The organism is Massilia sp. METH4 (assembly GCF_037094685.1).
Taxonomy (GTDB): domain Bacteria; phylum Pseudomonadota; class Gammaproteobacteria; order Burkholderiales; family Burkholderiaceae_D; genus Rugamonas.
In genome coordinates, this window is the sequence record NZ_CP146614.1 from 3,450,182 (window position 1) to 3,474,694 (window position 24,513).

Sequence of the window (24,513 nt, forward strand, 5' to 3'; positions counted from 1 at the left end):
CCTCCGCCGGCCTGCATCGCGGTCAGCCAGGACCGCCCAGCGTGATGCAGAGCTTCACTTTCCGCCCGCCCTCGAGCAGCAGGCAGGCGTCGGAGCTCGCCCCGTTGGGTGGCACGAGGCGCAGCCGCAGTTGCGTGACTCCGGCCTTGTTGATCGCGGCCAGCCCGGCCGCCGAGAAATCGGTGGAGCGCGTGGTGCCCGCACCGAAGCTGACGATGTGCGCCGCGCCCTGCGCCGTGGCAGCGGCGTCCCAGTCGTCGGCATGAAGCGCGAGGGATGAACTGAAGTGCCCACGCTGCACGTCGATCGCGACGGTGCCGCCGCCGGCCCAGGGATCGCCCGATGCGCCTGGCGAGCTCACTTCCAGGCAGGCATGGTTGATCGCCGCGTTATCGGGCAGCGACGATGTGTCGAAGTGCAGGATGGCGCGCGCCTCGCCGCCCTGGCCGGCGCCGATCCGCAGCAGGCTGCCCGTGCCGACCACTACCCGGGCGCGCCCGGCTTCGCCAGGGCGGCGGGCGACCAGGTTGCCGGTCCGGCGCGGGTCGCTGTCGAACACGAGCTGGTCGGGCGCCAGGTGCACCACGAACAGGGCGCTGCGTACCGGTTCGAGCTTGCCGCCGTGCCCCATCGAACGGAAACGCAGGCGGGCGGAGCGTTCCAGCACGATGGGCGCCGCGTAGGTTTCGCCGTTCGTCTCCGTCGGCTCGCTGCCGTCGAGCGTATAGCGGGTCCACGCGATCGGTTCCAGCACGTCCAGCTCGATGCGCACCTTGTGGATGAAGCTGCCTCCCGCCGACGGCGCGATGCGCGTCTCCGGGTAGTCGCGGTCGTCGATCCGCCAGCCGAAGGCCTGCACGGCTTCATTGCCGGCATCGTCCTTCGCATGGCAGAGGAGGGCGTGCGGGCCGTTGCCGCGCAGGGTGAACACCTTCCTGCCGGCGAACGAGCGGCGCGCCGGATTGCGCGCGCTCGAGGGATCGGAGCCGTCTTCGGTGTAATGCACGACCATGCCGTCGGGCGCGGACAGCACGGCATCGAAGCCCTGCGCATACACGCCGCCCGGCTTGTCGCACGCTACCAGTGCGTGCCGCGCGGCCGCGCCGGCCGGCAGCACGGGTTCCACCCGCGGCGCGGCCGGATCGCGCACCCATTCGCCGTCGATGAAATACAGGATGATGACGGCGTTGGCACCCAGTTCGAGCGTGAGCGACACGTATTCGTCCACGTCCAGCCGTTGGGCGATGAAGTGTTCCGTCAGCGTGGCCTTCACGAAGGGCACGGCCTTCTTCTCGTAGGACCGCTGCACGATCGGCGAGGGCAGCCCGTCGCCATCGATGGCAATGAAGTACAGCGTGCTCGTTTCATGGATCACGGGATTGGACTCGGCGAGCCAGCGCGTCCTGTCGGTGCTGTGGAAGACCGTTCCCTTGTTGCTCGACGCCTTCACTTCGAGGCTGCCTTCGAACGGCGGGCCGCCTTCCGGCGGCAGGACGATCAGCTCGGGAAGCAGGACGTTGACGCCATAGGTTCGCTCGGTCGCCGCGCCGCTGCTCGCGCTGAAGCGCACGTCCCATGCGCCATCGGTCGCCAGCGTGAGCGATTGGCCGTTCGTCAGCGCGCCCTCCAGCGTCTCTGCCACGCTCTCGACGAGGAAGCCCGCTTCCACGGCCTTCGTCACGCGCCTGGCCACGAAGGTGACCGCGGCATCGGCCGGCGTCGCGGTAACGGTCACTTGCAGGTCCGCGCCGTAGTTGCCGCTTGCCTTGTCGACCGAGAAGATGATGGGGGGAGCCGGCGGATAGCGGTTCAGGTAGCCCCGAAAAGCGTCGAACACCGCCTGGTTCTTGATGACCTTCTCGTGGCCGTCCGTGCCGGCGCCCACGTTGACCACCTTGTTCAGGTCGGCGCCGTTGCGCCGGCTCGTGTCCGGGTACTGCTGGTCGACGAAGTCGCCGCGCGCGATGACGGCGACATACGACAACTGGTCGTCGTCCAGCGCGGTGGTGCCGGTCCACGCCTCGTTGGGGGCTTCCTGCCGGGCCCGGTCGGCCGCGCCGGCCGGCGTGTCCTCGCTGGCGACGGCGCCGAAGCGGTGCGACTGCACCTCGAATTCGCTGCCCGTCTTGAATTCGTAGATGCTGTTCGGACCCAGGCCGTAATTGGCGCCCGCGATGCAAACGAACGTACCCGTCGCATCGAGGCGGTGGTCGGCGTTGTTCCATTCCCCCGTGCCCTGCAGGCCGCGCAGGTAACCGTTGACCATGCCGCAGCCCAGCGAGTGCGCGATGAAGTCGACCCGCTGCACGCCCAGGTAGGCGCGCACGTCGTCGATGAAATCGCGTACGACATCGATGTGATCGCGATGTACGTCGGGCAGCACGGGGGTGCCGTTGTTCTCGCCCAGGTAGTCGCACGACCAGATCTCGCAATCCTGCCAGCCGGCCTCCTTGAGGAAAGCCTTCATCGCCAGCATGCCGTACCTGGGGTCGGCCGAATGGCTGGCGTTGCCGTGCATGAGGATCACCGGGCATTTGCGCAACTGCGCGCGGTGGCCGGGCTGGTCCAGGTTCGGGTCGCCGCCGAAGCCGGTGAGGGTATGGGGAAAGTCCTGCGGGAACTGGTTCATGGAAACTCCTGCTCGAAATGGGTGGAAGGCTTGCAGGTTGCGAGCCAATGTAATCGATGCAGACTGCGGAAAAGCGAGCGGAAGTGGCGATGACGTTTTGATTTAAATCAAAAGTGCGTCATGCCAGCGATCCAAAAATGCACACGGCCCGCGCGAGGCGGGCCGTGTTGTCGATCATGCGCCGGTCAGTTCAGGCGCATGTCGCGGGAATGGCGGAACTCAGGCGAAGTTCTGGTTCACGAATTCCCAGTTGACCAGGTTCCACCACGATTCCACGAATTTCGGACGGGCGTTGCGATAGTCGATGTAGTAGGCGTGTTCCCAAACGTCCACGGTCAGCAGCGGCTTGTTTTCCGTGGTCAGCGGGGTGGCGGCGTTGGACGTGTTGACGATGTCCACGGAGCCGTCCGGCTTCTTCACCAGCCAGGTCCAGCCGGAACCGAAATTGCCCACGGCCGACTTGCTGAACTCTTCCTTGAACTTGTCGAAGGAGCCCCACTTGGCGTTGATCGCGTCCGCCACCGGACCGGTCGGCGCGCCGCCGGCGTTCGGTGCCATGCAGTGCCAGAAGAACGTGTGGTTCCACACCTGCGCGGAGTTGTTGAAGACGCCGCCGGAGGACTTCTTGATGATTTCTTCCAGGGACAGGTTCTCGAACTCGGTGCCCTTGATCAGGTTGTTCAGGTTCGTGACGTAAGCCTGGTGGTGCTTACCGTAGTGGAATTCCAGCGTTTCAGCCGAGATGTGCGGTTGCAGTGCGTCTTTCGCGTACGGCAGCGGCGGCAGGGTATGTTCCATGTGCATTTCCTTATGAGGGGACAAAAGAATCAACGTTTTCAAAACGCCCATCATTGTAATGCGTTGCCCGCCGGCCTGCCGAAATCCCCCGTAAATAGTGAGGCTACCCGAACGGCTATAAGGGGCCTGCGTCACGCGGCCGCGTCGTTTCCCGCACCACCAGTTCCACCGGCGGCACGCGCGTGGGTACGCGGTCGCCGCTGATCAGGCGCAACAGGGCGGTGATCGCCGTCAGCCCGATGTCGTACAGCGGCTGGCGCACCGTCGTCAGCGGCGGCGTCGTGAAGGCGGAGCCGGGCAGGTCGTCGAAGCCCACCAGCGACACGTCTTCCGGCACCTGCACGCCCTTGCGGTACAGGGCCAGGCGCACGCCGTAGGCGCTCTGGTCGTTGGCCGCGAAGACGGCGGTGAAATCCTGGCCGGTCTCGAACAGGTGGTTCACCGCCAGCAGGCCGCTGTTCTCGTGAAAGTTGCCTTCCACCACGAGGGCCGGGTCGACCGGGATGCCGGCCGCTTCCAGCGCCTTGCGGTAGCCGCGCAGGCGGCTCGAGGCATCGGCATGGCTGGGCGGGCCGGACACGAAGGCGATGCGCCGGTGCCCCAGTTCGATCAGGTGTTGCACGGCCAGGAAGGCGCCGTGCTCGTTGTCCATCGTGAAGCCCAGCGCGTTCTGCGCATCGAGGGCGCGGCCGGTGACGACGATGGGGCGCTGGGTGGCGAAGTGCAGCAGCTGGTCGTCCGGCAGGTTGCCGGACAGGAGCACGATGCCGTCGACCTTGCGCGCCAGCAGCAGGCGGATGCGGTCCGCCTCTTCCAGCGCGCTCCAGTGCCCGGTGACGATGACCGAGGCGTAGCCGGTGCCTTTCAGGCCGTCATCGACGCCGTGCAGGATCTCGTCGAAGAACGGCGAGGAAATGTCCTGCACGATGATGCCGATCGTGTGCGTGCGGCCTTTCTTGAGGCCTTGCGCCATCAGGTTCGGCGCGAAATTGGTGCGCTCGATCGCCTTCATCACGGCTTGCCGCTTGTCGTCGGAGACGCGGGCGGTGCCGTTCAGGATGCGCGACACGGTCGAGGGTGAGACGCCCGCTTCCCGGGCGACGTCGAGCAGGGTCGAGGGCCCCGCGGGCGTAGATGGATTTGTCAATTGTTGTTTTTCCACGTTGTCGGACCGGGGCAAGAGTACCATACCGCCCCGGTCGAAGGCAGCCGCCGGTGCTTGCGGGTCAGCCGCGGCGCGCGCGGCGCGCCGCGGCGCCAGCGGCGAGAAGGCCAGTGCCCAGCATCAGCCACGTGGCCGGTTCGGGAACGACGCTGACCGTGAACTGGGTATCGGCGCCGAGGGCATAGTGCTCATCGATCGGATAATCGTTGTAGATGATGCCGCCGTCGGGCAGGTTCCAGTACTGGCTGCGGGTGTATTGCCCTGGTACGTTGTAGACATGCCAGGCCGAATAGAAGACGCCCGCAATTGTGTATTTCTCGAAGGTCGCGCCGCAACTGGTGTATTCCTGGACTGCGCACCTGTCCGCCTGAAAACCGTTGGCGACGAACTTGCTGACCTCGCTTGCGACGATCGTGCCGTCGCCGTCGACATCATCGCCGATGAAGTAGCCCCTCCACGCGCGCGAGGCGTCCCACACCCACTCGTCCCCCATCAAGGTATGGTTGTACCAGGCCCCCTCGTATTCGAACACGTATTTCTTTTCGTAGGCCTGCGCGGATGACGCGGCAGTGGCGAGCAGCGCCGCTGCAATGACGCGGATGTGCATGACAATCTCCTGGTGATGTTGGACGGCCGCGGTCGCGGCCATTGATGAGCCTATCACTGGAAAGGTGTGCGGCGAAGGGCGCCGGGCCGCAATGCGTTATAAGCGCGACACTATTGCAATGCAAGCGTTACCGGTCCAACTGCGGCTGGACGTTCGACACCGTCAGGTCGGCGCTGCCTTCGGCCAGGCGCACATTGTATTTCCGGCGCGGTTGCAGCTGGTCCGGCGAGCGCAGGATCGCGCCACGGCTGTCGGTGACGATCGCGTAGCCACGCTCCAGCGTGCGCTGCGGATTGAGCAGTTCGAGCTGCGCGGCCAGCGCGCCCAGCGCCTCGCGCTCGCGCCGCACGCACGCGGCGATGTTGACGGCGCAGCGATGCTGCAACGCAGCCAGGTGGGCACGCACGGCGCGCGTGTCGGGGCGCTGCGCGGCCAGCCGGCCAGCCAGCTTGTCCAGCGTGTGGCGCGACTGGTTCAAGGGCGCGCGGTTGGCGTGCATCAGCGCCGTCGACAGCGCCAGCAGGGCCAGGCGCTGCTGGCGGATGCGCGCCGTGGGGCTTAGCAGGCGGCGGCTGTGGTGGTCCAGCGTCTGCGCGGCGTCGTTCAGCGTGCGTCGCATTGCGCGGCGCAGGTCGGTGGCGTCGGCGCGCAGCGAAGCGAGCCAGTCGCCGCGCGGCGTGGCGGCCAGCTCGGCGGCCGCCGTGGGCGTGGCGGCGCGCAGGTCGGCGGCGAAATCGGCAATGGTGAAATCGGTCTCGTGGCCCACGCCGGAAATCACCGGCATGCTGCATTCCGCGATCGCCCAGGCCACCATCTCGTCATTGAAGCACCACAGGTCTTCCATGCTGCCGCCGCCGCGGCAGACGATCAGCACGTCGCACTCGGCCCGCTTCGATGCCGTGCGGATCGCCCGGGCGATCTGCTCGCCGGCGAACTGCCCCTGGACGAGGGTCGGGTAGAGCACCACGTTCACGTGCGGCGCGCGGCGACGCAAGGCGATCAGCACGTCGCGCAGCGCCGCCGCCTGAGGGCTCGTGACGATGCCGATGGTGCGCGCGAACAGGGGCAGGGCGCGCTTCCTGTCCTCGTCGAACAGGCCGGCCGCGGACAGCTTCTCCTTCAGCCGCATGAACGCCTCGAACAGCGCCCCCACGCCGGCGCGGCGGATCGCTTCGACATTGATCTGATAGTCGCCGCGCGGACCATACAGCGTGACGAGCGCGCGGACTTCGACCTTGTCGCCTTCGCGCGGCACGAAGCCGGCGTATTGCGCGCGGCCGCGGAACATCACGGCGCGCACCTGGGCCGCATCGTCCTTCAGCGTGAAGTACCAGTGGCCCGACGCGGCACGCGTGAAATTGGAGATTTCCCCAGCGATCCAGGTCAGTGGAAAACTACGCTCGAGCAGCCGCGATACGGCCTGGTTCAGCGCGCTGACGGTGATCACGGCGTTCTGGCCGGGGGCGGAATCGGGGCGGTCGAAGGTCGGCATCAGGGAACTGTCCACAGAGTCATCAAGCGGTCATGCTTATGTCATATCTCGCCCAAAACAGCAAGGTGTTTTTCCAAGATACTGATTTATAAAGATAAAACCGGCTGCTTCATTCGTGTGCATCGTAAGAATATTCTTACAAATCAAGGACTTCGCTGAGGCCGGTCATTCTTACGCACAAAGATATCCACAGAATTTGTGGGGAACGTGAACAAGTGGCGGAAGCAGTGCCGAAAATTTCCGCAGGAAAAGTTTCTCTTTGTAAATCAGGTACTTGGCATGCCTGACTCGCGCTTCCCCACAATTTTATCCACAGAAGTTGTGCAGAACCGCACGGCCATCCGGCGCCCCTCCAGCAGGCAACGAGAAGGGATCGGGCTGCCTGTTTTTTGTGCGTGGGCATTTTTTCCTTTTAAATCAACGTGCTTGGAAGGTCGTGTCACCCTTGCGCACAATATTGTCCACAGTTTTTGTGCAGAAGGACGACCGATGGCAAGACGGATGAGGAAAACGGGCAGTCTCGCGTCGCTGCCCGTTTTTTGAGCTCGGCTGATTTTTCCTGTGAAATCAACGCTCTTCCACCGTCTCCGGCGCCTTGCCAACAGTCTTATCAACAATTACTGTGCAGAAGCACTGCTGGGTAGAACCGCATATTTGGCTGTACTGCAAGTTTTTTGCGCATTGAAATAATTTCCTTTCGGATCAAGGACTTGACGAGGTCATGGGCCCCTTGCCAACAATTTTGTCCACAGAAATTGTTGAGAATGCCGCCGCAGCGGATGCCGAGGTGGTTGCACAAAAAATGGGCTTCGCCATAAATTCTATTGAAATCAATGACTTGTGCGAGACTTCGCGCCTTGCGCACATTCTTTTCCACAGAATTTGTGAAGAACACGCGTCGGCGCGCCTGGGCCGCGCGCTTGCACCGGTCCACACTTGCCGCGATGCCGGCAACACGCTACATTGCGCGTCTGCGCCTGTGTCGGGCTTTCATAAAGGAGTAAGTTTTGCTCGCCATCTTCCAAGCTGCCGGCTGGCCGATCTGGTTGCTGCTGATCGCTTCCATCGTCGCCACCGCCTTGATCATCGAACGCCTGATGACCTTGCGCCGCGCCCGGATCCTGCCGCCTAACCTGCTCGACGAAGTGGTGGGCGTCTACCGCAGCGGCAACATCACGCCGGATATCCTGGGCAAGCTGGAAACGAGTTCGCCGCTGGGCGTGGTGCTGTCGGCCGCGCTGCGCAATGTGAACGCGCCGCGCGAGGTGATGAAGGAATCGATCGAGGAAGCGGGCAGCGGTGTCGCGCACACGCTGGAGCGTTTCCTGACGACGCTGGGCACGATCGCCACGCTGGCGCCGCTGATGGGGCTGTTCGGCACCGTGGTCGGCATGATCGAGATCTTCGGCGCCCAAAATCCCACCGGTGCCAATCCGGCGCAGCTGGCGCACGGCATTTCCGTGGCGCTGTACAACACCGGCTTCGGCCTGGCCATCGCCATGCCCACGCTGGTGTTCTACCGCCACTTCCGCGCGCTGGTCGACAGCTTCGTGATCCAGATGGAGCAGCAGGCCGTGCGCTTCGTCGACGTCGTGCACAACTCCCGTCAGTAAGGGCAGGGCGATGAATTTCCGCAAGGGCCAGCGCCGGGAAGACCCGGAGATCAACCTGATCCCGTTCATCGACGTGCTGCTGGTGATCCTGATCTTCCTGATGGTGTCGACCACCTACAGCAAGTTCACGGAACTGCAGATCACGCTGCCCACCGCCGATGCGCAGAAGGCGACCCAGCAGCCGGACCAGATCGACGTGACCGTGGATGCGAAAGGCAACTACACGATCAACGGCGAGCCGGTATCGTTCCGCGACGTGGCCGGCCTGGCCTCGGTGCTGAAGGCGGCCGCGCAGCCGGGCAGCGACCCGGTGGTGGTCGTCAATGCCGACCAGTTCGCCATGCACCAGATGGTGGTCAACGTGATGGAAGCGGCGCGCATCGCCGGCTTCGGCAAGTTGACGTTCGCGGCGCAGACGGGGAGCGGGAAGTAGGCGTGATATTTTCCTCTCAGACCCCGGAGCAAGACCTGGGGACGGACGCGACGGGTCCGTCCCCAGCACCTGCCTCCGGGGCAAGGATGTGTTGCCGGCTGTTCCGGCTATTCCTTACCCAATGACCCTCGAATCCACCCTCACCCGCGCCTGGCAGAAGCGCGGTCCGCTCGCCTGTGCGCTGTACCCCGTGTCGCTGCTGTTCCGCGCGCTGGCCGCGCTGCGCCGCCGCCTGTACCGCGGCGGCATCCTGAAATCGACGCGCCTGCCGGTGCCCGTGGTGGTGGTCGGCAATATCTATATCGGCGGCACCGGCAAGACGCCGTTGACGATCTGGCTGGTCGAGCGCCTGCGCGCCGCCGGCTTCCAGCCCGGCGTGATCTCGCGTGGCTTCGGCAGCCAGGGCGACGCGCCGCGGCCCGTGACCGCGCTGTCCACTCCGGCCGAGGTGGGCGACGAGCCCGTGCTGATCGCCACGCGCGCCGCGTGCCCCGTCTTCGTGGGCCGCAACCGCGCCGCGGCGGGGCTGGCGCTGCTGGCCGCGCACCCCGAAGTGAACGTGATCGTCACCGACGACGGCTTGCAGCACTACGCGCTGCAACGCGACGTGGAAGTGGTGCTGTTCGATGGCCGCGGCGTGGGCAACGGCTGGACCTTGCCCGCCGGCCCGCTGCGCGAGCCGCCTTCGCGCCGTCGCGATGTCACGGTGGTCAACGCGCCGGCGCTGACGCCGCGGCTGGCCGCCAAGGTCGGCGGCCAGCCGCACCTGATGACCCTGGAGGGCGAGTTCGCCGAACGCCTCGCCGACCGGCGCGAGCGCGTGCCGCTGCGCTATATCGGCGGCCGGGGCAGGGTGGCCGCCGCCGCCGGCATCGGCAACCCGAAGCGCTTTTTCCGCATGCTGGCCGACGCCGGCCTGCAGTTCCAGGAACTGCCGCTGCCCGATCATCACGATTTCCTCGACCGGCCGTTCGCGCGGGTGGACGCGGAGGTGATCTTGATGACCGAGAAGGATGCAGTAAAATGCGCACAAATCGAAGAACTCAGAAACGATCCGCGGCTGTGGGTCGTTCCGGTCGGCGCGCAGCTCGATGCGGCGCTGGCCTCGCACATTGTGGAGAAATGCCGTGGACGCACGTTTGCTTGACATCCTGGTCTGCCCTGTTTGCAAGGGCCCGCTGGAATACGATAAGAAAGCCCAGGAAATGATCTGCCGCGGCGACCGCCTGGCCTATCCGATCCGCGACGGCATCCCGATCATGTGGGCAGACGAAGCCCGCACGCTGCAGGATACCGTGGAATAAGCGGGTGGAATGAGCCGATCGTGAGCTTCACCGTCATCATTCCCGCGCGGCTGGCGTCGACCCGCCTGCCGAACAAACCGCTGGCCGACCTTGGCGGCAAGCCGATGGTCGTGCGCGTGGCCGAGCGGGCCGCGCTGTCCGGCGCGGCCCGCATCGTCGTGGCCACCGACCACCCATCGATCATGGAAGCCTGTGCCGCGCACGGCGTCGAAGCGCGGCTGACGCGCGCCGACCATCCGTCCGGCACCGACCGCATCGCCGAGGTGGCGCAGGCGCTCGGCCTGCCGCCCTCGGCCGTGGTCGTCAACCTGCAGGGCGACGAGCCGCTGATCGACCCGGCGCTGCTGGCCGACTGCGCCGCGCGCATCGATGCGGGCGTGCCAATGGCCACCTGCGCCCATCCGATCGACGACGCTGCCGATGCCTTCAATCCGAACGTGGTCAAGGTAGTCCTGGACAAGGCGGGCCGCGCGCTGTACTTCAGCCGCGCCACGATTCCCTGGGCGCGCGATGCCTTCGCGCAGTCCAAGGATGCGCTGCCTTCCGGCTATGTGCCGTTGCGCCACATCGGCCTGTACGCCTACCGCAACGATTTCCTGCAAGCCTATCCGCGGCTCGACGTGTCGCCGCTCGAGACCATTGAGGCCCTCGAGCAGCTGCGCGTGCTGTGGCATGGCCATCCTATCGCCGTGCACGTCACCGGCGCCGCGCCGGCACCCGGCGTCGATACTCCCGAAGACCTGGAACGCGTTCGCGCTCACTTCGGCTGAGCGTTTGGCGTTTTTGCACGTCGGCGCCATTCCCGAAGTGGCGTTGGGCCAGCCTTTTGTGGTAAGTTTCGTCACAACTGATACATCTACCATCAAACTATTAAAATTGTTTTAGGAATCTTCATGCGTCTCATTCTGTTAGGACCACCCGGCGCCGGCAAGGGCACCCAGGCCAACTTCATCAAGGAAAAGTACAACATTCCTCAGATTTCGACCGGTGACATGCTGCGGGCCGCCATCAAGGCCGGCACGGAGCTGGGGATCGCCGCCAAGGCGGTCATGGACGCTGGGCAGCTGGTTTCCGACGACATCATCATCGGCCTCGTCAAGAACCGCCTGAAGGAAGCGGACTGCGCGAACGGCTACCTGTTCGACGGCTTCCCGCGCACGATCGCCCAGGCCGACGCGATGAAGGATGCCGGCGTGAAGATCGACTACGTGCTGGAAATCGACGTGCCGGACGAACAGATCATCGAGCGCATGAGCGGCCGCCGCTGCCACCAGGGTTCCGGCCGCGTGTACCACGTGAAGTTCAACCCGCCCAAGGTGGATGGCGTGGACGACGTGACGGGCGAACCGCTGGTGCAGCGCGACGACGACCGCGCCGAGACCGTGAAGAAGCGCCTGGACGTGTACCACAACCAGACTGAAGTGCTGCTCGGCTATTACAACGAGTGGGCCAAGTCGGGCGACCCGGTCGCTCCCAAATACCGCAAGATCGAAGGCGTTGGCGCGGTGGAGGAAATCCGCGATCGCGCATTCGCCGCACTGGCGGAATAAGAAACACGAGACGGGCCCGCGCGGTCCGTTTTTTTTTGCCGGCCCCCTTTTGGCCGCACAGCCGTACGCCTTGCCGTACGCAGGTATTCGCAAGCATCGTTTCGTCTGCATCGTTTCGTTTGCCGCTAGCGCGGCGTGATGAAGTCCGATTGGCACCATTCGACAACGTTGGTTCATAAAGGGGGGAGATATGGCAGCAGGTCTGTGGTTTGCGGTGGCGTGTGGCGTCATCGCGGTGATATACGGGCTGTACTCGCGCAACTGGATCCTGGGGCAGGACGCGGGCAATGCCCGCATGCAGGAGATCGCCCTGGCGATCCAGCAGGGCGCCAGCGCCTACCTGACGCGGCAGTACCGCACCATCGCCATCGTTGGCGTCATCCTCCTCGTTGCCATCTTCCTCCTGCTCGGCGTGCAGACCGCGCTGGGCTTCCTGATCGGCGCGGTGCTGTCCGGCGCCTGCGGCTTCATCGGCATGAACGTGTCGGTGCGGGCCAATGTGCGCACGGCGCAGGCCGCCTCAAGAAGCTTGAACGACGCGCTCGACGTGGCCTTCAAGAGCGGCGCGATCACCGGCCTGCTCGTGGTGGGCCTGGGCCTGCTGGGCGTGGCCCTGTTCTACTGGATGCTGACGGCCTTTGCCGGCAGTGCGTATCCTTCGCCAGGGCTGTCGCCGCACGACGTGATCAAGCCGCTGATCGGCCTGGCTTTCGGCGCGTCGCTGATCTCGATCTTCGCCCGGCTGGGCGGCGGCATCTTCACCAAGGGCGCCGACGTGGGCGCCGACCTGGTGGGCAAGGTGGAGGCGGGCATCCCGGAGGATGACCCGCGCAACCCGGCCGTGATCGCCGACAACGTGGGCGACAACGTGGGCGACTGCGCCGGCATGGCGGCCGACCTGTTCGAAACCTATGTGGTGACCCTGATCGCCACCATGCTGCTCGGTGCGCTGATGGTTACCGACGCCACGGCCGAGGCGATCCTGTACCCGCTGCTGCTGGGCGGCGTGTCGATCCTGGCGTCGATCGTCGGCTGCCTGTTCGTCAAGGCCAAGCCGGGCAAGAAGATCATGTCTGCGCTGTACACGGGGCTGTGGTGGGCGGCGATCCTGTCGCTGATCGGCTTCGCCATCGTCACGTGGCTGGTGTGGACCGACTACACGATGCGCTGGCAGATGATTGGCGCCACGCTGGTGGGCATCGTGCTCACGGGCCTGATGGTGTACATCACCGAGTTCTACACGGGCACCGATTTCAAGCCGGTGCGTCACATCGCCGAAGCGTCGACGACCGGGCATGGCACCAACATCATCGCCGGGCTGGGCGTGTCGATGAAATCGACCGCATACCCCGTGCTGGCCGTGTGCATCGCCATCCTGGTGTCCTATGAGCTGGCCGGCCTGTACGGCATCGCGATCGCCGCCACCTCGATGCTGTCGATGGCCGGCATCATCGTCGCGCTCGACGCCTATGGGCCGGTGACCGACAACGCCGGCGGCATTGCCGAGATGTCCGGCATGCCCGATTCCGTGCGCGCCATCACCGACCCGCTCGACGCCGTCGGCAACACCACAAAGGCCGTCACGAAGGGTTATGCGATCGGTTCGGCCGGCCTGGCGGCGTTGGTGCTGTTCGCCGATTACACCCATGCGCTGGACGCGCGCAACATCAGTATCGCATTCGACCTGTCCAATCCGATGGTGATCGTGGGCCTGTTCATCGGCGGGCTGATCCCCTACCTGTTCGGCGCGATGGCGATGGAAGCGGTGGGGCGGGCGGCTGGCGCGGTGGTGGTCGAGGTGCGCCGGCAGTTCCGCGAGATCCGCGGCATCATGGATGGTACCGGCAAGCCGCAGTACGACAAGGCGGTGGACATGCTGACGGCATCGGCGATCCGCGAAATGATCCTGCCCTCGCTGCTCCCCGTGATCGTGCCCATTCTCGTCGGCATGCTGCTCGGGCCGGCCGCGCTGGGCGGCATGCTGATGGGCACCATCATCACCGGCCTGTTCGTGGCGATCTCGATGACGACCGGCGGCGGCGCCTGGGACAATGCCAAGAAATACATCGAGGACGGCAACCACGGCGGCAAGGGCTCGGATGCGCACAAGGCGGCGGTAACCGGCGACACGGTGGGCGACCCGTACAAGGACACGGCCGGCCCCGCCGTCAACCCGCTCATCAAGATCATCAACATCGTCGCGCTGCTGCTGGTGCCGCTGCTGCCGGCAACCGGCTGGCTGGCGGTCACGCCCGACCCGGTGCAGGCGCGGGCGAAGGTGTCGCACCAGGTGGCCAACGGCACGCCGCAGGCGGCGCCGTCGGTGCCGGCCGCGCCGCGCTGAGACGGCACAGCGGTGCAGGGGGCGGCACAGCGGTGCAGGGGGCGGCAGCGCTAAGGCGGCACAGCGGTGCAGGGGGCGGCAGCGCCAAGGCGGTGCAGCGGTGCAGGGGGCGGCAGCGCCAAGGCGGCGCAGCGGTGCAGGCGTGTGGCAGCGCTGAGGCGGCGCAGCGGTGCGGCATGGCACGGGCGGCCCGGCGTATCATGGATGCGCCGATGCCGTCCGGGGCCTGCCATGCCGCCATTCCGTTTGCCGAATCGTTCGCCAGTTCGTTCGCCAGCTCGTTCGCCGATTTGTTCGCCGATTCCTTGGCCAATCCGTTGGGCAATTCGTTCGCGGATTTGTTCCTTGATTCGTTCCCCCGCTTGTTCCCCGGCTTGTTCCCCGATTCATTCGTTGATCAGTTCGCTGATGCTTGCCGCCGCGCTGATCCCCGCGCTTGCGAGCGCGCGGCAGGACGCCGTCGCCGAGCGCGAAGCGTACGCCAATCTGCCCGTGTGCCGGCTCGGCCCGGACCGGCGCAGTCTCGAGATCGAACCCTGCCGCACCGCGCCGGCGCAGCGGCCGATGCCGCGGCGGCCCGTGCCGCGGCAGGATGACGCTGACCGCATCGGCCCTCCCGATACGATGCCGCCTTCGGCTGCCGGACGGCCCGTGCTGCCTTCGGCCACGCTCGGCCAACGTTCTCCCTATCCGGCGGCACCGGTGGCCCCGGTACCGCCCTTGGTGAATCCGTCGGCCAACCCGTCCGCGTCGCCACCGGACAGGGCCATTACCCGGCCGTCACCCACCACCTGCGTGGGCGGCGTGTGCCGCGATACCAACGGCAACACGTTCCAGCAAGGCGGCACCGGCGTGACGCGCACCCCGGCGGGGCGCCACTGCACCACCGTCGGGGGCTTTGTCCGCTGCATGTGATTCCGCTACAATGCCGTTGGTTGACGCTTACGTAAACGTAAAGTAGAGGAGACGGCATGCAGATCAGGGATAACGTATTTATCGTCACGGGCGGCGCTTCGGGCCTCGGGGCGGCGACGGCGCGCACGCTGGCGGCCAGCGGCGGCAAGGTCGTGCTGGCGGACGTGCAGGTGGACGCCGGGCAGGCGCTGGCCGAAGAATTGGGTGGCCGGTTCGTGCGCTGCGACGTCACGCAGGAAGCCGATGGCCTGGCGGTGGTGGCGGCAGCGCAGGAGCTGGGGGCCTTGCGCGGCATCGTCAACTGCGCCGGCATTGCCCCGGCCGCGAAGACGGTCGGCAAGGAAGGCCCGCACCCGCTCGATGCGTTCGCGCGCACGATCACCATCAACCTGGTCGGCACCTTCAATATGTGCCGCCTGGCCGCCGATGCGATGAGCCGGCTGGAGCCGCTGGAGCATGGCGAACGGGGCGTGATCGTCAACACGGCCTCCGTGGCGGCATTCGACGGCCAGATGGGGCAGGCGGCCTACGCGGCGTCGAAAGCCGGCGTGGCCGGCATGACGTTGCCGATGGCGCGCGACCTGTCCAGGAGCGGCATCCGCGTGATGACGATCGCCCCCGGCATCTTCGAGACGCCGATGTTGCTGGGCATGCCGGCCGAGGTGCAGGAAGCGCTCGGCAAGATGGTGCCGTTCCCGCCGCGGCTGGGCAAGCCGGACGAATACGCGCACCTGGCCAAGGCGATCATCGAGAACGTGATGCTGAACGGCGAGACGATCCGCCTGGACGGTGCGATACGGATGCAGCCGAAATAGAGTAGCATTCGTGCATCATTGAACGAACGCGCGACCCGGTCGCGCGTTTTGCTTTTCAGGGGGAACCGATGACACGACTTTATTCCATTCCGCTGGCCGCGCTGCTGTGCGCGGCGCTGCCTGCCCCGGCCCAGGAAGCGGCCACGCTGCAGCGCGCGCCCGAGATCGCCACCGGCTATGCCGAGAAGCAGGGCGCCCATGCGCAGCACTACATGGTGGCCGCGGCCAATCCGCTGGCCACCGAGGCGGGCTACCGCATGCTCAAGGCGGGCGGCAGCGCGGTCGATGCCGCGATCGCCACGCAGATGGTGCTGACCCTGGTGGAACCGCAATCGTCCGGCATCGGCGGCGGCGCCTTCCTGATGCTGTACGACGGCAGTAAGGTGCACTCCTACGACGGCCGCGAGACGGCGCCGATGGCGGCCACGGAGCGGCTGTTCCTGGACAAGGATGGCAAGCCGGTGTCGCGCGAGCAGGGCATCGTGGGCGGCCGCTCGACCGGCGCGCCGGGCGTGGTGCGCATGCTGGCGCTGGCTCATGAAAAGCATGGCAAGCTGCCTTGGGCAAAGCTGTTCGAGCCGGCGATCGAGCTGGCCGACCGGGGCTTCGCCGTCAGTCCGCGCCTGCACGCGTTGCTGCAATACGACCGCAAGCGGCTGCCGCGCGATCCCGTCGCGGCGGCCTATTTCTACGACAAGGATGGCGAGCCGCGCCCGGTCGGCTACGTCCTGAAGAATCCGGACCTGGCGCGGACGCTGCGCGAGATCGCGCGCGGCGGCGCGGATGCCTTCTACACCGGCCGGATCGCCCGCGACATCGCGGCCAAGGTGGCGAACCACCCCACCAATCCCGGCCTGCTGACGGCGCGCGACATCGCCGACTACCGGCCGAAGGAGCGCGACCCGGTGTGTGCGGACTATCGCCAGTGGAAGGTGTGCGGCGCCCCGCCGCCATCTTCCGGCGGCATCGCGATCGCGCAGATGCTCGGCATCCTCGAGCGCACGCCGATCGCCTCGTACAAACCGGTGGCGGGCAAGCTCGACGCCGAGGCGATCCACCTGTTCTCCGAAGCGGGCCGGCTGGCCTACGCGGACCGCAACCGCTACGTGGCCGATACCGACTTCATCCCGCTGCCGGGCAAGGGCATTGCCTCGATGCTGGACAAGGGGTATCTCGCGCAGCGCGCTTCGCTGATCGGCGAGAAGTCGATGGGCAGCGCCCAGGCGGGCACGCCGCAAGGCATGCAGGTAGCGTGGGGCACCGACACGGCGCTCGACCGCCCGTCGACCTCGCACCTCGTGGCCGTGGACCAGTACGGCAACGGCCTGTCGATGACGACGTCGGTGGAAGACGCGTTCGGCTCGCGGCAGATGGTCGACGGCTTCATGCTGAATAACCAGCTGACCGACTTCTCGTTCGACGCCGCCGACGAGAACGGCCCGATCGCCAACCGCGTGCAGCCGGGCAAGCGCCCGCGCAGCGCCATGTCGCCCACGCTGGTCTTCGAGCGCGCTTCGGGCAAGCTGGTGCTCGCCACCGGTTCGCCGGGCGGCTCGTCGATCATCAACTATGTGATGAAGGTGCTGGTGGGCACGCTGGACTGGAACCTCGACGTGCAGCAGGCGATCAGCCTGCCCAACTTCGGCAGCCGCAACGGCCCGACCGAACTGGAAGCGGGCCGCCTGGACGCCGACGTGATCGCCCGGCTCAAGGCCAAGGGCCACGAAGTGCGCGAGTTCGAGCAGAACTCCGGCCTGCAGGGCATCCAGCGCATCCGGCAGGGCGGCAAGGACATGTGGTTCGGCGGCGCCGACCCGCGCCGCGAAGGCATCGTGCGCGGCGACTGACGCCGGGGACAGTCCCCTGCAGTAAAGCAACCAAATCCCGGCGCTTTTCGGTTGTTTTGCAACACCGGGGACAGTCCCCAATTTTTGACCCCGGTTTTAGGAAATGTTGCAGGGGGGCCATGCTGGTGGTGTCGCTGGCATGTCCTTCCCCTGGGCTGCCGTGTTACCCTTAGTAAATGGGCATGAAAAAAAAGACTGGCCTGATCCTGACCGGAGGAGGCGCGCGGGGCGCTTACCAGGTCGGGGTACTGCAGGCGATCGCGGAGATATTGTGGGATGAGGGCTGGGCGCCGGCGCGCAGTCCGTTCCAGATCATCTGCGGCACCTCGGCCGGCGCCATCAATGCCACCGCGCTGGCCTGCCGGGCCGACAATTTCGGCGAGAGCGTCGCCAAGCTGATGGATGTGTGGTCGCACATCACCGTCGAGCAGGTGTACCGCGCCGATTCGCTGGGCGTGCTGCGCTCTGGCGCGCGCTGGCTGTCCCTGCTGTCGTTCGGCTGGCTGCTGCGCAAGTGGCGCGCGGCGCCGCCCACCTCGCTGCTCAACAACACGCCCCTCGTCAACCTGCTGCACCGCATGCTGGACCTGCCGCGCCTCGATGGCGTGCTGCAGGAAGGGCTGCTGCATGCGCTGGCCGTGACCGCGTCGTCGTACACGGGTGGCCAGCACATCACCTTCTACCAGACCGCCGCCGAGATCGCGCCGTGGGTGCGCATGCAGCGCGTGGCGCTGCAGGACCAGATCGGCGTCGAGCACCTGCTGGCCTCGTCCGCGATTCCGTTCATCTTCCCGGCCACGCCGCTGTACGTGAGCGGCCGGCGGGAATATTGCGGCGACGGCTCGATGCGCCAGCTGGCGCCGATCTCGCCGGCGATCCACCTGGGCGCCGCGAAGGTGCTCGTGGTGGGCGCCGGCCGCCTGACCGAACAGGCGCGCAACGGCGTCGACATGGCGAGCTACCCCAGCCTGGCGCAGATCGCCGGCCATGCGATGTCCTCGATCTTCCTGGACGGCCTGGCGATGGACATCGAGCGCCTGAACCGCATCAACAACACGCTGTCGATGCTGCCCGCCGACCTGCTCGAGAAGACGCCGCTGCGCCCCGTCGAGCTGCTCGTGATCGCGCCTTCCGAACGGCTCGACGACATCGCCGCGCGCCACGTGGGCAGCCTGCCGGCGCCGATCCGCGCGATGCTGTCGGGGATCGGCGCGACCGAGGCGCGCGGCGCCGCGCTGGCGTCCTACCTGCTGTTCGAGTCCAGCTACACGAATGAGCTGATCCGCCTGGGCCAGCGCGACACCCACGCCCGCCGTGCCGACGTGCTGGCCTTCTTCGGCAATTAGGGGGTCTGGGTGCGCCATCTCCTGCTGTGCCTCCTGTTGCTGTGCGGGCTCGCCGCCGCGGCGCCGTCGCGCACGCTGCGTTTCGAGCAGCTGAGCGTGCAGGACGGCCTGCCGCAGGAATCGGTGCTGGCGATTGCCCAGGACCGCCAGGGCTTCATCTGGTTCGGCACCCAGGGCGGCCTGGCCCGCTACGACGGCTACCGCACGGTCATTTACCAGCATGCGCTGTCCGACCCGCACAGCCTGTCGCAGAACTGGGTGCGCGTGCTGCATGTCGACCCGTCTGGCCGGCTGTGGGTCGGCACCGACAATGGCCTGGACCTGTTCGACCCGCTGGCGCAGCGCTTCGCGCACTATCTGCCCCTGGAACCGGAAGAGCGGGGCAACGGCAACCGCCACGTGCGCGCCATCGTCGACGATGGCGCCGGCGGTCTGTGGATCGGCACGGCCGACGGCCTGCAGCGCTTCGACCCTGCCACCGGCGGCTTCACTATTTACCACCGCGCGGTTGGCGATCCTGGCAGCCTGGCGCACGACCAGGTCAATGCGCTGGCGCGCGACGCGGCCGGCCGCCTGTGGATCGGTACCCCGGCGGGCGTGAGCATGCTGGCGCCGGGCGCCGCGCGCATGGTGCACTTCACCATCCGGGGGGCCGCCGGTACCGCGCCGGTGGCCGTGCAATCGCTGCTGGCCGACCGCGACGGCACGCTGTGGGTCGGCACGCATGCCGGCATGGAACGCTGGCGGCCGGCCCCCGGCGGCAGTGCGTTGCGCCGCGAGCGCCTGCCCGACAGCGCGGGCCTGCCCCCGGGCACCGTGATGAACATCTACCAGGACCCCGACGGGACCGTGTGGGTCGGCATGCGCAACGATGGCCTGTACCGCTGGCGGCCGGAGGCTGGCCGCTTCACCGGCTACCGGCATGAACTGGGCGACCCGCACAGCCTGGCCGACGACTATGTCTCGGCGCTGTTCCGCGACCGCACCGGCACGTTCTGGGTGGGCACGTGGTTCAACGGCGTCAGCCGGGTCGACCTGTCGAGCGGTGGCTTCGCCCGGCTCGTGAAGAACCCCGACCAGCCGGGATCGCTCAGCGACAACCGCGTGCGCGCGATCGCCGATGCCGGCCACGGCAAGCTGTGGGTCGGCAACGACCATGGCCTGTCCCTGTACGACCCGGTCAGCGGCGCGGCGCGGCTGTACCCCCTGCCGCAGGACGGCAACGACACCGGCCTTGCCAACGTGACGTCGCTGTGGCGCACGAACGGCAGCCAGCTCTGGGTCGGCAGCCGCGCCGGCGTGCGCACCTTCGATCCGGGCACCGGCCAGTTCGGCCCTCTGCTGCTCTCGCGCGGCAACCCCGAGCTGGACATGGTGCGCTACCTGTACGGCGACCGCGGCGGCATGATCTGGGTCTCCAGCAAGGCGGGCCTGTACCGGATCGACCCGGCGGACGGTTCGATCCGCGCCTTCCGCCACGATCCCGGCAATCCGGCCAGCCTGGCCGACGACATCGTCCGCCCCGTGCTGGAAGACAGCCGCGGCAACCTGTGGGTCGGCACCTTCAACGGCCTGGGGCTGCTGGACCGGCGCACCGGCCGCTTCCGGCATTTCCGGCATGACCCGCGCGATCCCGGTAGCCTGTCGCACAACGAGGTGCACTACCTGCACGAAGATGCACAGGGCACGCTGTGGGTCGGCACGGCCTCGGGCCTGAACCGCATGCGCCGCGGCGCCGACGGCATCTCGTTCCGCCGCTATACCCGGCAGGACGGCCTGGCCGACGACGCGATTGCGGCGATCCTGCCCGACCGCGAGGGCAAGCTGTGGCTGTCGACGAACAGCGGCCTGGCCAGCCTCGAGCCCGCGACGGGGCGCGTGCGCAATTACTCGGGCGCGGACGGCACGATCGAAGGCGCGTACTTCGACGGATCGGCCTTCGCCGCGCCGGATGGCACGCTGTACTTCGGCGGCTTCAATGGCGTCACCGCGTTCGATCCGGGCGCGGTGCGGCCCAACACCATCGCGCCGGTGGTGGCGATCACCGACTTCCAGATCTTCAACCGGTCGGTGCGGCCGGGCGAGAAGCGGCCGGACGGCCACGTGATCCTGCAGCGCGCCATCGAGGGAACGAACGCGATCACCCTCGACAGCGAGGATTCCGTTTTCTCGCTGGAATTCGCCGCGCTCCACTTCGCGTGGCCGCAGAACAACCGCTTCGCCTACCAGCTCGAGGGCTTCGACCGCGACTGGGTCGGCACGGGTGCCGGCAAGCGCTTCGCCACGTACACGAATCTCGACGCCGGCCGCTACGTGTTCCGCGTGAAGGCCGCCAACAAGGATGGCGCGTGGGGCGAGCCGACCGAGCTGGTGATCACGATCCTGCCCCCGGTCTGGAAGACCTGGTGGTTCCGCACGCTGGCGATCGTGCTGGTGCTGGGCGGCGCGTTCGGCATGTACCACACGCGCATGCGCGTGCTGCGCGGCCAGCGGCTGCGGCTGGAGCAGCAGGTGAGCCTGCGCACGGCCGAGGTGGAGATGAAGAACCGCCAGCTGATGGAGCAGACGCGCGAGCTGGAACAGCGCGACGAGCGGCTGCGCCACGCCGCCCAGCGGGCCGAGGACGCGACGCGGCAGAAATCCGAATTCCTGGCCAATATGAGCCACGAGATGCGTACGCCGCTGGCCGGCGTGATCGGCATGCTGGGCTTCGCGCTGCGCGACCGCTCGTTGCAACCCGTCACCCGCGAGCAGATCGAGCGCGGGCAGGCCAACGCGCAGTCGCTGCTGTCGATCATCAACGACCTGCTCGATTTTTCCAAGATCGAAGCGGGCAAGCTCACCGTCGAGAAGATCGACTTCGCGCTGGCGGCCGCCGTGGAAAACGTGGCCAGCCTGTTCGAGGAGCAGTCGGCCGCCCAGGGCGTGGAGTTCCGTATCGAATACGGGCGCGACCTCCCGCACTTCGTGGTCGGCGATCCCACGCGGCTGCGGCAGGTACTCGTAAACCTGGTGGGCAACGCATTCAAGTTCACGCAGCGCGGCCATGTCACGCTGCGCGTGGAGCGCGCCGGCAGCAGCGAACGAGGCTGCGCGGTGATCCGCTTCACGGTCGAGGATACGGGCATCGGCATTCCGCCCGCCGAGCTGCCGCGGCTGTTCGAGAAATTCGAGCAGGCCGACGCGACCACCACGCGGCGCTACGGCGGCACCGGCCTGGGATTGGCGATCTGCCACCAGCTGGTGGACCTGATGGGCGGCGACATCAGTGCCCACAGCACGCCGGGCGAGGGCAGCGTGTTTTCGTTCACGCTGCCGCTGTGCGACGGGGTGCCGCCGCCGCTTGCGCCGCAGGTGGCGCGAACGCCGCATACGCACAGGCTGAAGGTGCTGTGCGCGGAAGACTTCCCGACCAACCAGATCATCATCCGCATGATGCTGGAAGACCTGGGGCACGGCGTGGACATCGTGGGCAACGGCGCACTGGCGGTGGCGGCCTGCGCGCAGACCCGCTACGACCTGATCCTGATGGATGGCCGCATGCCGGAGCTGGATGGCGCTACCGCCACCCGTGCCATCCGTGCCGGTGGCCCGCCCGGTGCACCGGTGTGCGACCGCGACCTGATGATCGTGGCGTTGACGGCCAATGTCAGCGAGGAAGACCGCAGCCGCTACCTCGCCGCCGGCATGGACGATTTCCTGACCAAGCCGATCGACGAGGGCGCGCTGCACCGCCAGCTGGCGCGTGCCATCGAGCGCCAGCTGGCGCGCGGCGTGGTGCTCGACCCGATGCCGTCGGTGGTGCCGCCGCACGGCGCCGGGGCGCGGCCCAGCGTGGCGGAGCTCGATGCCATGTTCGGCATCGACACTGGCTTGCCACCATTGCCCCCGGCGCAGCCGCTGCCGGGCGCGCCCGTCGACGCGGCAGTCGCGCTGCGCCTGCGGCTGCGCGACGCCTTCGTGGCCGACCTGCCCGGCAAGCTCAATGAACTCGATGCCGCCCTGGCCGCCGCCGACGCGGATGGGGCGGGACGGCTGTTCCACGGCCTCAAGGGCAGCGCCGCCTACTTGCAGGAGATGGAGCTGCACGCGCTGTGCGCCGAACTCGAACGCGCCGCCGACCGCGCGCTGTGGCCGGCGATCCGCCACAAGCTGCCGCGGCTCCATGCGCAACTGGGACGCCTGCTCGCACCGGTGGAAAACGGCGACGGCCGTTGAGGCGCGCGGAGCGCGCTTTGTCCCTATTGGGTTTTCGCCACAGTTGGATATTTGCCGGTCGTGGCAGTTGACTCCGCTTGCACGGGTGTTATGCTTTTTCGACAACAACCGTGTCCAAGGAGAGATGCATGATGAAAGCGTTCCTGCACAAGCTGGTCGGCGCGATTTGCCTGTCCGTCTCCAGCATCGCATCGGCCGATATCGAGATTTCGATGTGGGGCGAATTCGAGCACGAGTTGAATCCTTCCGGCATGTTCAGTTTCACGATTCTCCTTCCCGACTTCCCGACCGCCCCCATCTACGATATGCCGGTCAGTTCCCCAGGATGCACCATCTGTTTCGAGGCCACCATCGTTCCGGACGTCAGGCAGACGCCGTGGTGGTCCGATGGACGGGAGGCATTGATCGCCGTTGCCATAGCGGAAGGGGAGGGCGAATGGGTAAGGCGGCGCTTCTATTACTTCGATGAAGGCGCGCTGGGCCAGTTCGGCACCTATCGCAGTCTCGACTCCTTCGATGCCACGCTCACCATCAGCCCCGTCGGCGCGGTCCCCGAGCCGGCATCCGCGTACCTGCTGCTGGCCGGCGCAGCCGGCCTGGCGGCATGGCGCCGGCATGCGGGAAAGCGCAGCGCCTGAGTGGTTATAATCCCAGCGCTGGCACGGGGCCAGATTGGGAGAGTGATGAAAGTCTTGGTAATCGACGACGACGTGGTGTCGCGCATGATGCTGATGCACCTGATCGACAGCTGCGGCACCTACGACATCGTGGAAGCGGAAGACGGCGCCGACGCGTGGCAGCAGCTCGCCGGCGGGCTGCGGCCGGCCGCCTGTTTCTGCGACCTGCGCATGCCGCGCGTATCCGGCCTGGAACTGCTGCAAAAAGTGCGCAACGATGCCGCCCTGGCTACGTTGCCGTTCGTGCTGGTGTCCTCCGCCAACGACCGCGAGACGGTGGAGCGCGCGACCCTTGCCGGTGCCACCGGCTACATCGTCAAGCCATTCGAGCCGGCACAGGTGCGCGCGCAACTCGATGCGCTGGCGGCGCCGCTGCAAGCCGAGGAGCCGTCGGTCACGCTGGCCCGCCTCGGCATCGATGCCCGGCGCCTGGGCGCCTACCTCGCCGGGTTCGAGACGCAAGTGCTGGCCGCCGGGCCTGAGCTGGAAGCGCTGCTCCTGCGCGGCGCACGCGACGAAGCCACGGCGCGGCTGGAACGGCTGCGCGACGGCTGCGCCACGCTTGGCCTGACCGGGGCCGCCGGCACGCTGGCCGTACCGCCGTCCGACGCGGCCGCGCTGGCGCCGATGCTGGGCGCGGTGCGCGACGCCGTGCGCCGCCAGGCCCGGCGGTTGCAGGCGTGACGGTGGCGCCGGCCGTTTTGTCGCGCGCGCACGTCGATCCCGGCCGCGCCTGCGCGGCGGCTTGTGCGCCAGATCG

19 protein-coding genes are annotated in these 24,513 nt (G+C 67.1%); 14 read left to right on the top strand and 5 right to left on the bottom strand.

Going from position 1 to position 24,513, the window contains the following annotated elements:
- Nucleotides 1–22: 22 nt before the first annotated feature.
- The 5 genes from V6Z91_RS15160 to xseA form a co-directional block, all read right to left on the bottom strand.
- Nucleotides 23–2,629: a chitobiase/beta-hexosaminidase C-terminal domain-containing protein gene (locus V6Z91_RS15160; RefSeq protein ID WP_338758352.1), complete on the bottom strand. Its 2,607-nt coding sequence runs from the start codon at nt 2,627–2,629 to the stop codon at nt 23–25.
- Between the two features lie 219 nt (nt 2,630–2,848).
- Entirely contained in the window at nt 2,849–3,427 is a 579-nt protein-coding gene (gene sodB / locus V6Z91_RS15165) for a superoxide dismutase [Fe] (RefSeq protein WP_338758354.1), read from the bottom strand.
- 115 nt (nt 3,428–3,542) lie between these two features.
- A complete protein-coding gene (locus V6Z91_RS15170; protein WP_338758356.1) occupies nt 3,543–4,574 on the bottom strand; it encodes a substrate-binding domain-containing protein in 1,032 nt (343 codons plus the stop codon).
- Between the two features lie 79 nt (nt 4,575–4,653).
- Nucleotides 4,654–5,199, bottom strand: a complete 546-nt coding sequence (locus tag V6Z91_RS15175) for a PEP-CTERM sorting domain-containing protein (RefSeq protein ID WP_338758358.1) — start codon at nt 5,197–5,199, stop codon at nt 4,654–4,656.
- A gap of 127 nt (nt 5,200–5,326) precedes the next feature.
- Nucleotides 5,327–6,691 (bottom strand): exodeoxyribonuclease VII large subunit, encoded by a 1,365-nt coding sequence (gene xseA / locus V6Z91_RS15180; protein ID WP_338758359.1) that lies wholly within the window; start codon nt 6,689–6,691, stop codon nt 5,327–5,329.
- A gap of 1,007 nt (nt 6,692–7,698) precedes the next feature.
- Between xseA and V6Z91_RS15185 the strand changes: the two genes are divergently transcribed.
- From V6Z91_RS15185 to V6Z91_RS15250, 14 genes are all read left to right on the top strand, one after another.
- Nucleotides 7,699–8,304 (top strand): MotA/TolQ/ExbB proton channel family protein, encoded by a 606-nt coding sequence (locus V6Z91_RS15185; RefSeq protein ID WP_338758360.1) that lies wholly within the window; start codon nt 7,699–7,701, stop codon nt 8,302–8,304.
- A 10-nt stretch (nt 8,305–8,314) separates the two neighbouring features.
- Nucleotides 8,315–8,737: a biopolymer transporter ExbD gene (locus V6Z91_RS15190; protein ID WP_338758362.1), complete on the top strand. Its 423-nt coding sequence runs from the start codon at nt 8,315–8,317 to the stop codon at nt 8,735–8,737.
- A gap of 121 nt (nt 8,738–8,858) precedes the next feature.
- On the top strand, nt 8,859–9,884 hold the full coding sequence (gene lpxK, locus V6Z91_RS15195) for a tetraacyldisaccharide 4'-kinase (RefSeq protein WP_338758364.1): 1,026 nt from the start codon (nt 8,859–8,861) through the stop codon (nt 9,882–9,884).
- On the top strand, nt 9,865–10,041 hold the full coding sequence (locus V6Z91_RS15200) for a Trm112 family protein (RefSeq protein ID WP_338758366.1): 177 nt from the start codon (nt 9,865–9,867) through the stop codon (nt 10,039–10,041). The genes lpxK and V6Z91_RS15200 overlap by 20 nt, the downstream gene beginning before the upstream one ends.
- 20 nt (nt 10,042–10,061) lie before the next feature.
- Nucleotides 10,062–10,811, top strand: coding sequence for a 3-deoxy-manno-octulosonate cytidylyltransferase (kdsB, locus tag V6Z91_RS15205; protein WP_338758367.1), 750 nt, complete (start codon nt 10,062–10,064; stop codon nt 10,809–10,811).
- A gap of 123 nt (nt 10,812–10,934) precedes the next feature.
- Nucleotides 10,935–11,591 carry an adenylate kinase gene (gene adk / locus V6Z91_RS15210; protein WP_338758368.1) on the top strand — a complete coding sequence of 219 codons (657 nt, stop codon included), beginning with the start codon at nt 10,935–10,937 and terminating at the stop codon, nt 11,589–11,591.
- A 190-nt stretch (nt 11,592–11,781) separates the two neighbouring features.
- Nucleotides 11,782–13,935 (top strand): sodium-translocating pyrophosphatase, encoded by a 2,154-nt coding sequence (locus V6Z91_RS15215; protein ID WP_338758369.1) that lies wholly within the window; start codon nt 11,782–11,784, stop codon nt 13,933–13,935.
- A 393-nt stretch (nt 13,936–14,328) separates the two neighbouring features.
- On the top strand, nt 14,329–14,850 hold the full coding sequence (locus V6Z91_RS15220; protein WP_338758370.1) for a hypothetical protein: 522 nt from the start codon (nt 14,329–14,331) through the stop codon (nt 14,848–14,850).
- Nucleotides 14,851–14,906: 56 nt separating this feature from the next.
- Complete coding sequence (locus tag V6Z91_RS15225) at nt 14,907–15,665, top strand: 3-hydroxyacyl-CoA dehydrogenase (protein WP_338758371.1); 759 nt, start codon at nt 14,907–14,909, stop codon at nt 15,663–15,665.
- A 68-nt stretch (nt 15,666–15,733) separates the two neighbouring features.
- A complete protein-coding gene (gene ggt / locus V6Z91_RS15230; protein ID WP_338758372.1) occupies nt 15,734–17,512 on the top strand; it encodes a gamma-glutamyltransferase in 1,779 nt (592 codons plus the stop codon).
- 176 nt (nt 17,513–17,688) lie between these two features.
- Nucleotides 17,689–18,858, top strand: coding sequence for a patatin-like phospholipase family protein (locus V6Z91_RS15235; RefSeq protein ID WP_338758374.1), 1,170 nt, complete (start codon nt 17,689–17,691; stop codon nt 18,856–18,858).
- Nucleotides 18,859–18,867: 9 nt separating this feature from the next.
- The gene (locus V6Z91_RS15240) at nt 18,868–23,076 is read left to right on the top strand and encodes a two-component regulator propeller domain-containing protein (RefSeq protein ID WP_338758376.1); all 4,209 of its coding nucleotides are present in this window, start codon (nt 18,868–18,870) and stop codon (nt 23,074–23,076) included.
- Between the two features lie 128 nt (nt 23,077–23,204).
- Complete coding sequence (locus V6Z91_RS15245; RefSeq protein ID WP_338758378.1) at nt 23,205–23,714, top strand: PEP-CTERM sorting domain-containing protein; 510 nt, start codon at nt 23,205–23,207, stop codon at nt 23,712–23,714.
- A gap of 45 nt (nt 23,715–23,759) precedes the next feature.
- Nucleotides 23,760–24,437 (top strand): response regulator, encoded by a 678-nt coding sequence (locus V6Z91_RS15250; protein WP_338758379.1) that lies wholly within the window; start codon nt 23,760–23,762, stop codon nt 24,435–24,437.
- Nucleotides 24,438–24,513 lie beyond the last annotated feature (76 nt).

What these genes read in the sequence shown, in the direction of transcription:
- V6Z91_RS15160 (WP_338758352.1), bottom strand. Translation starts at nt 2,629, where the DNA reads ATGAACCAGTTCCCGCAGGACTTTCCCCATACCCTCACCGGCTTCGGC.
- sodB (WP_338758354.1), bottom strand. Translation starts at nt 3,427, where the DNA reads ATGGAACATACCCTGCCGCCGCTGCCGTACGCGAAAGACGCACTGCAA.
- V6Z91_RS15175 (WP_338758358.1), bottom strand. Translation starts at nt 5,199, where the DNA reads ATGCACATCCGCGTCATTGCAGCGGCGCTGCTCGCCACTGCCGCGTCA.
- xseA (WP_338758359.1), bottom strand. Translation starts at nt 6,691, where the DNA reads ATGCCGACCTTCGACCGCCCCGATTCCGCCCCCGGCCAGAACGCCGTG.
- V6Z91_RS15190 (WP_338758362.1), top strand. Translation starts at nt 8,315, where the DNA reads ATGAATTTCCGCAAGGGCCAGCGCCGGGAAGACCCGGAGATCAACCTG.
- lpxK (WP_338758364.1), top strand. Translation starts at nt 8,859, where the DNA reads ATGACCCTCGAATCCACCCTCACCCGCGCCTGGCAGAAGCGCGGTCCG.
- adk (WP_338758368.1), top strand. Translation starts at nt 10,935, where the DNA reads ATGCGTCTCATTCTGTTAGGACCACCCGGCGCCGGCAAGGGCACCCAG.
- V6Z91_RS15215 (WP_338758369.1), top strand. Translation starts at nt 11,782, where the DNA reads ATGGCAGCAGGTCTGTGGTTTGCGGTGGCGTGTGGCGTCATCGCGGTG.
- V6Z91_RS15225 (WP_338758371.1), top strand. Translation starts at nt 14,907, where the DNA reads ATGCAGATCAGGGATAACGTATTTATCGTCACGGGCGGCGCTTCGGGC.
- ggt (WP_338758372.1), top strand. Translation starts at nt 15,734, where the DNA reads ATGACACGACTTTATTCCATTCCGCTGGCCGCGCTGCTGTGCGCGGCG.
- V6Z91_RS15235 (WP_338758374.1), top strand. Translation starts at nt 17,689, where the DNA reads ATGGGCATGAAAAAAAAGACTGGCCTGATCCTGACCGGAGGAGGCGCG.
- V6Z91_RS15245 (WP_338758378.1), top strand. Translation starts at nt 23,205, where the DNA reads ATGATGAAAGCGTTCCTGCACAAGCTGGTCGGCGCGATTTGCCTGTCC.
- V6Z91_RS15250 (WP_338758379.1), top strand. Translation starts at nt 23,760, where the DNA reads ATGAAAGTCTTGGTAATCGACGACGACGTGGTGTCGCGCATGATGCTG.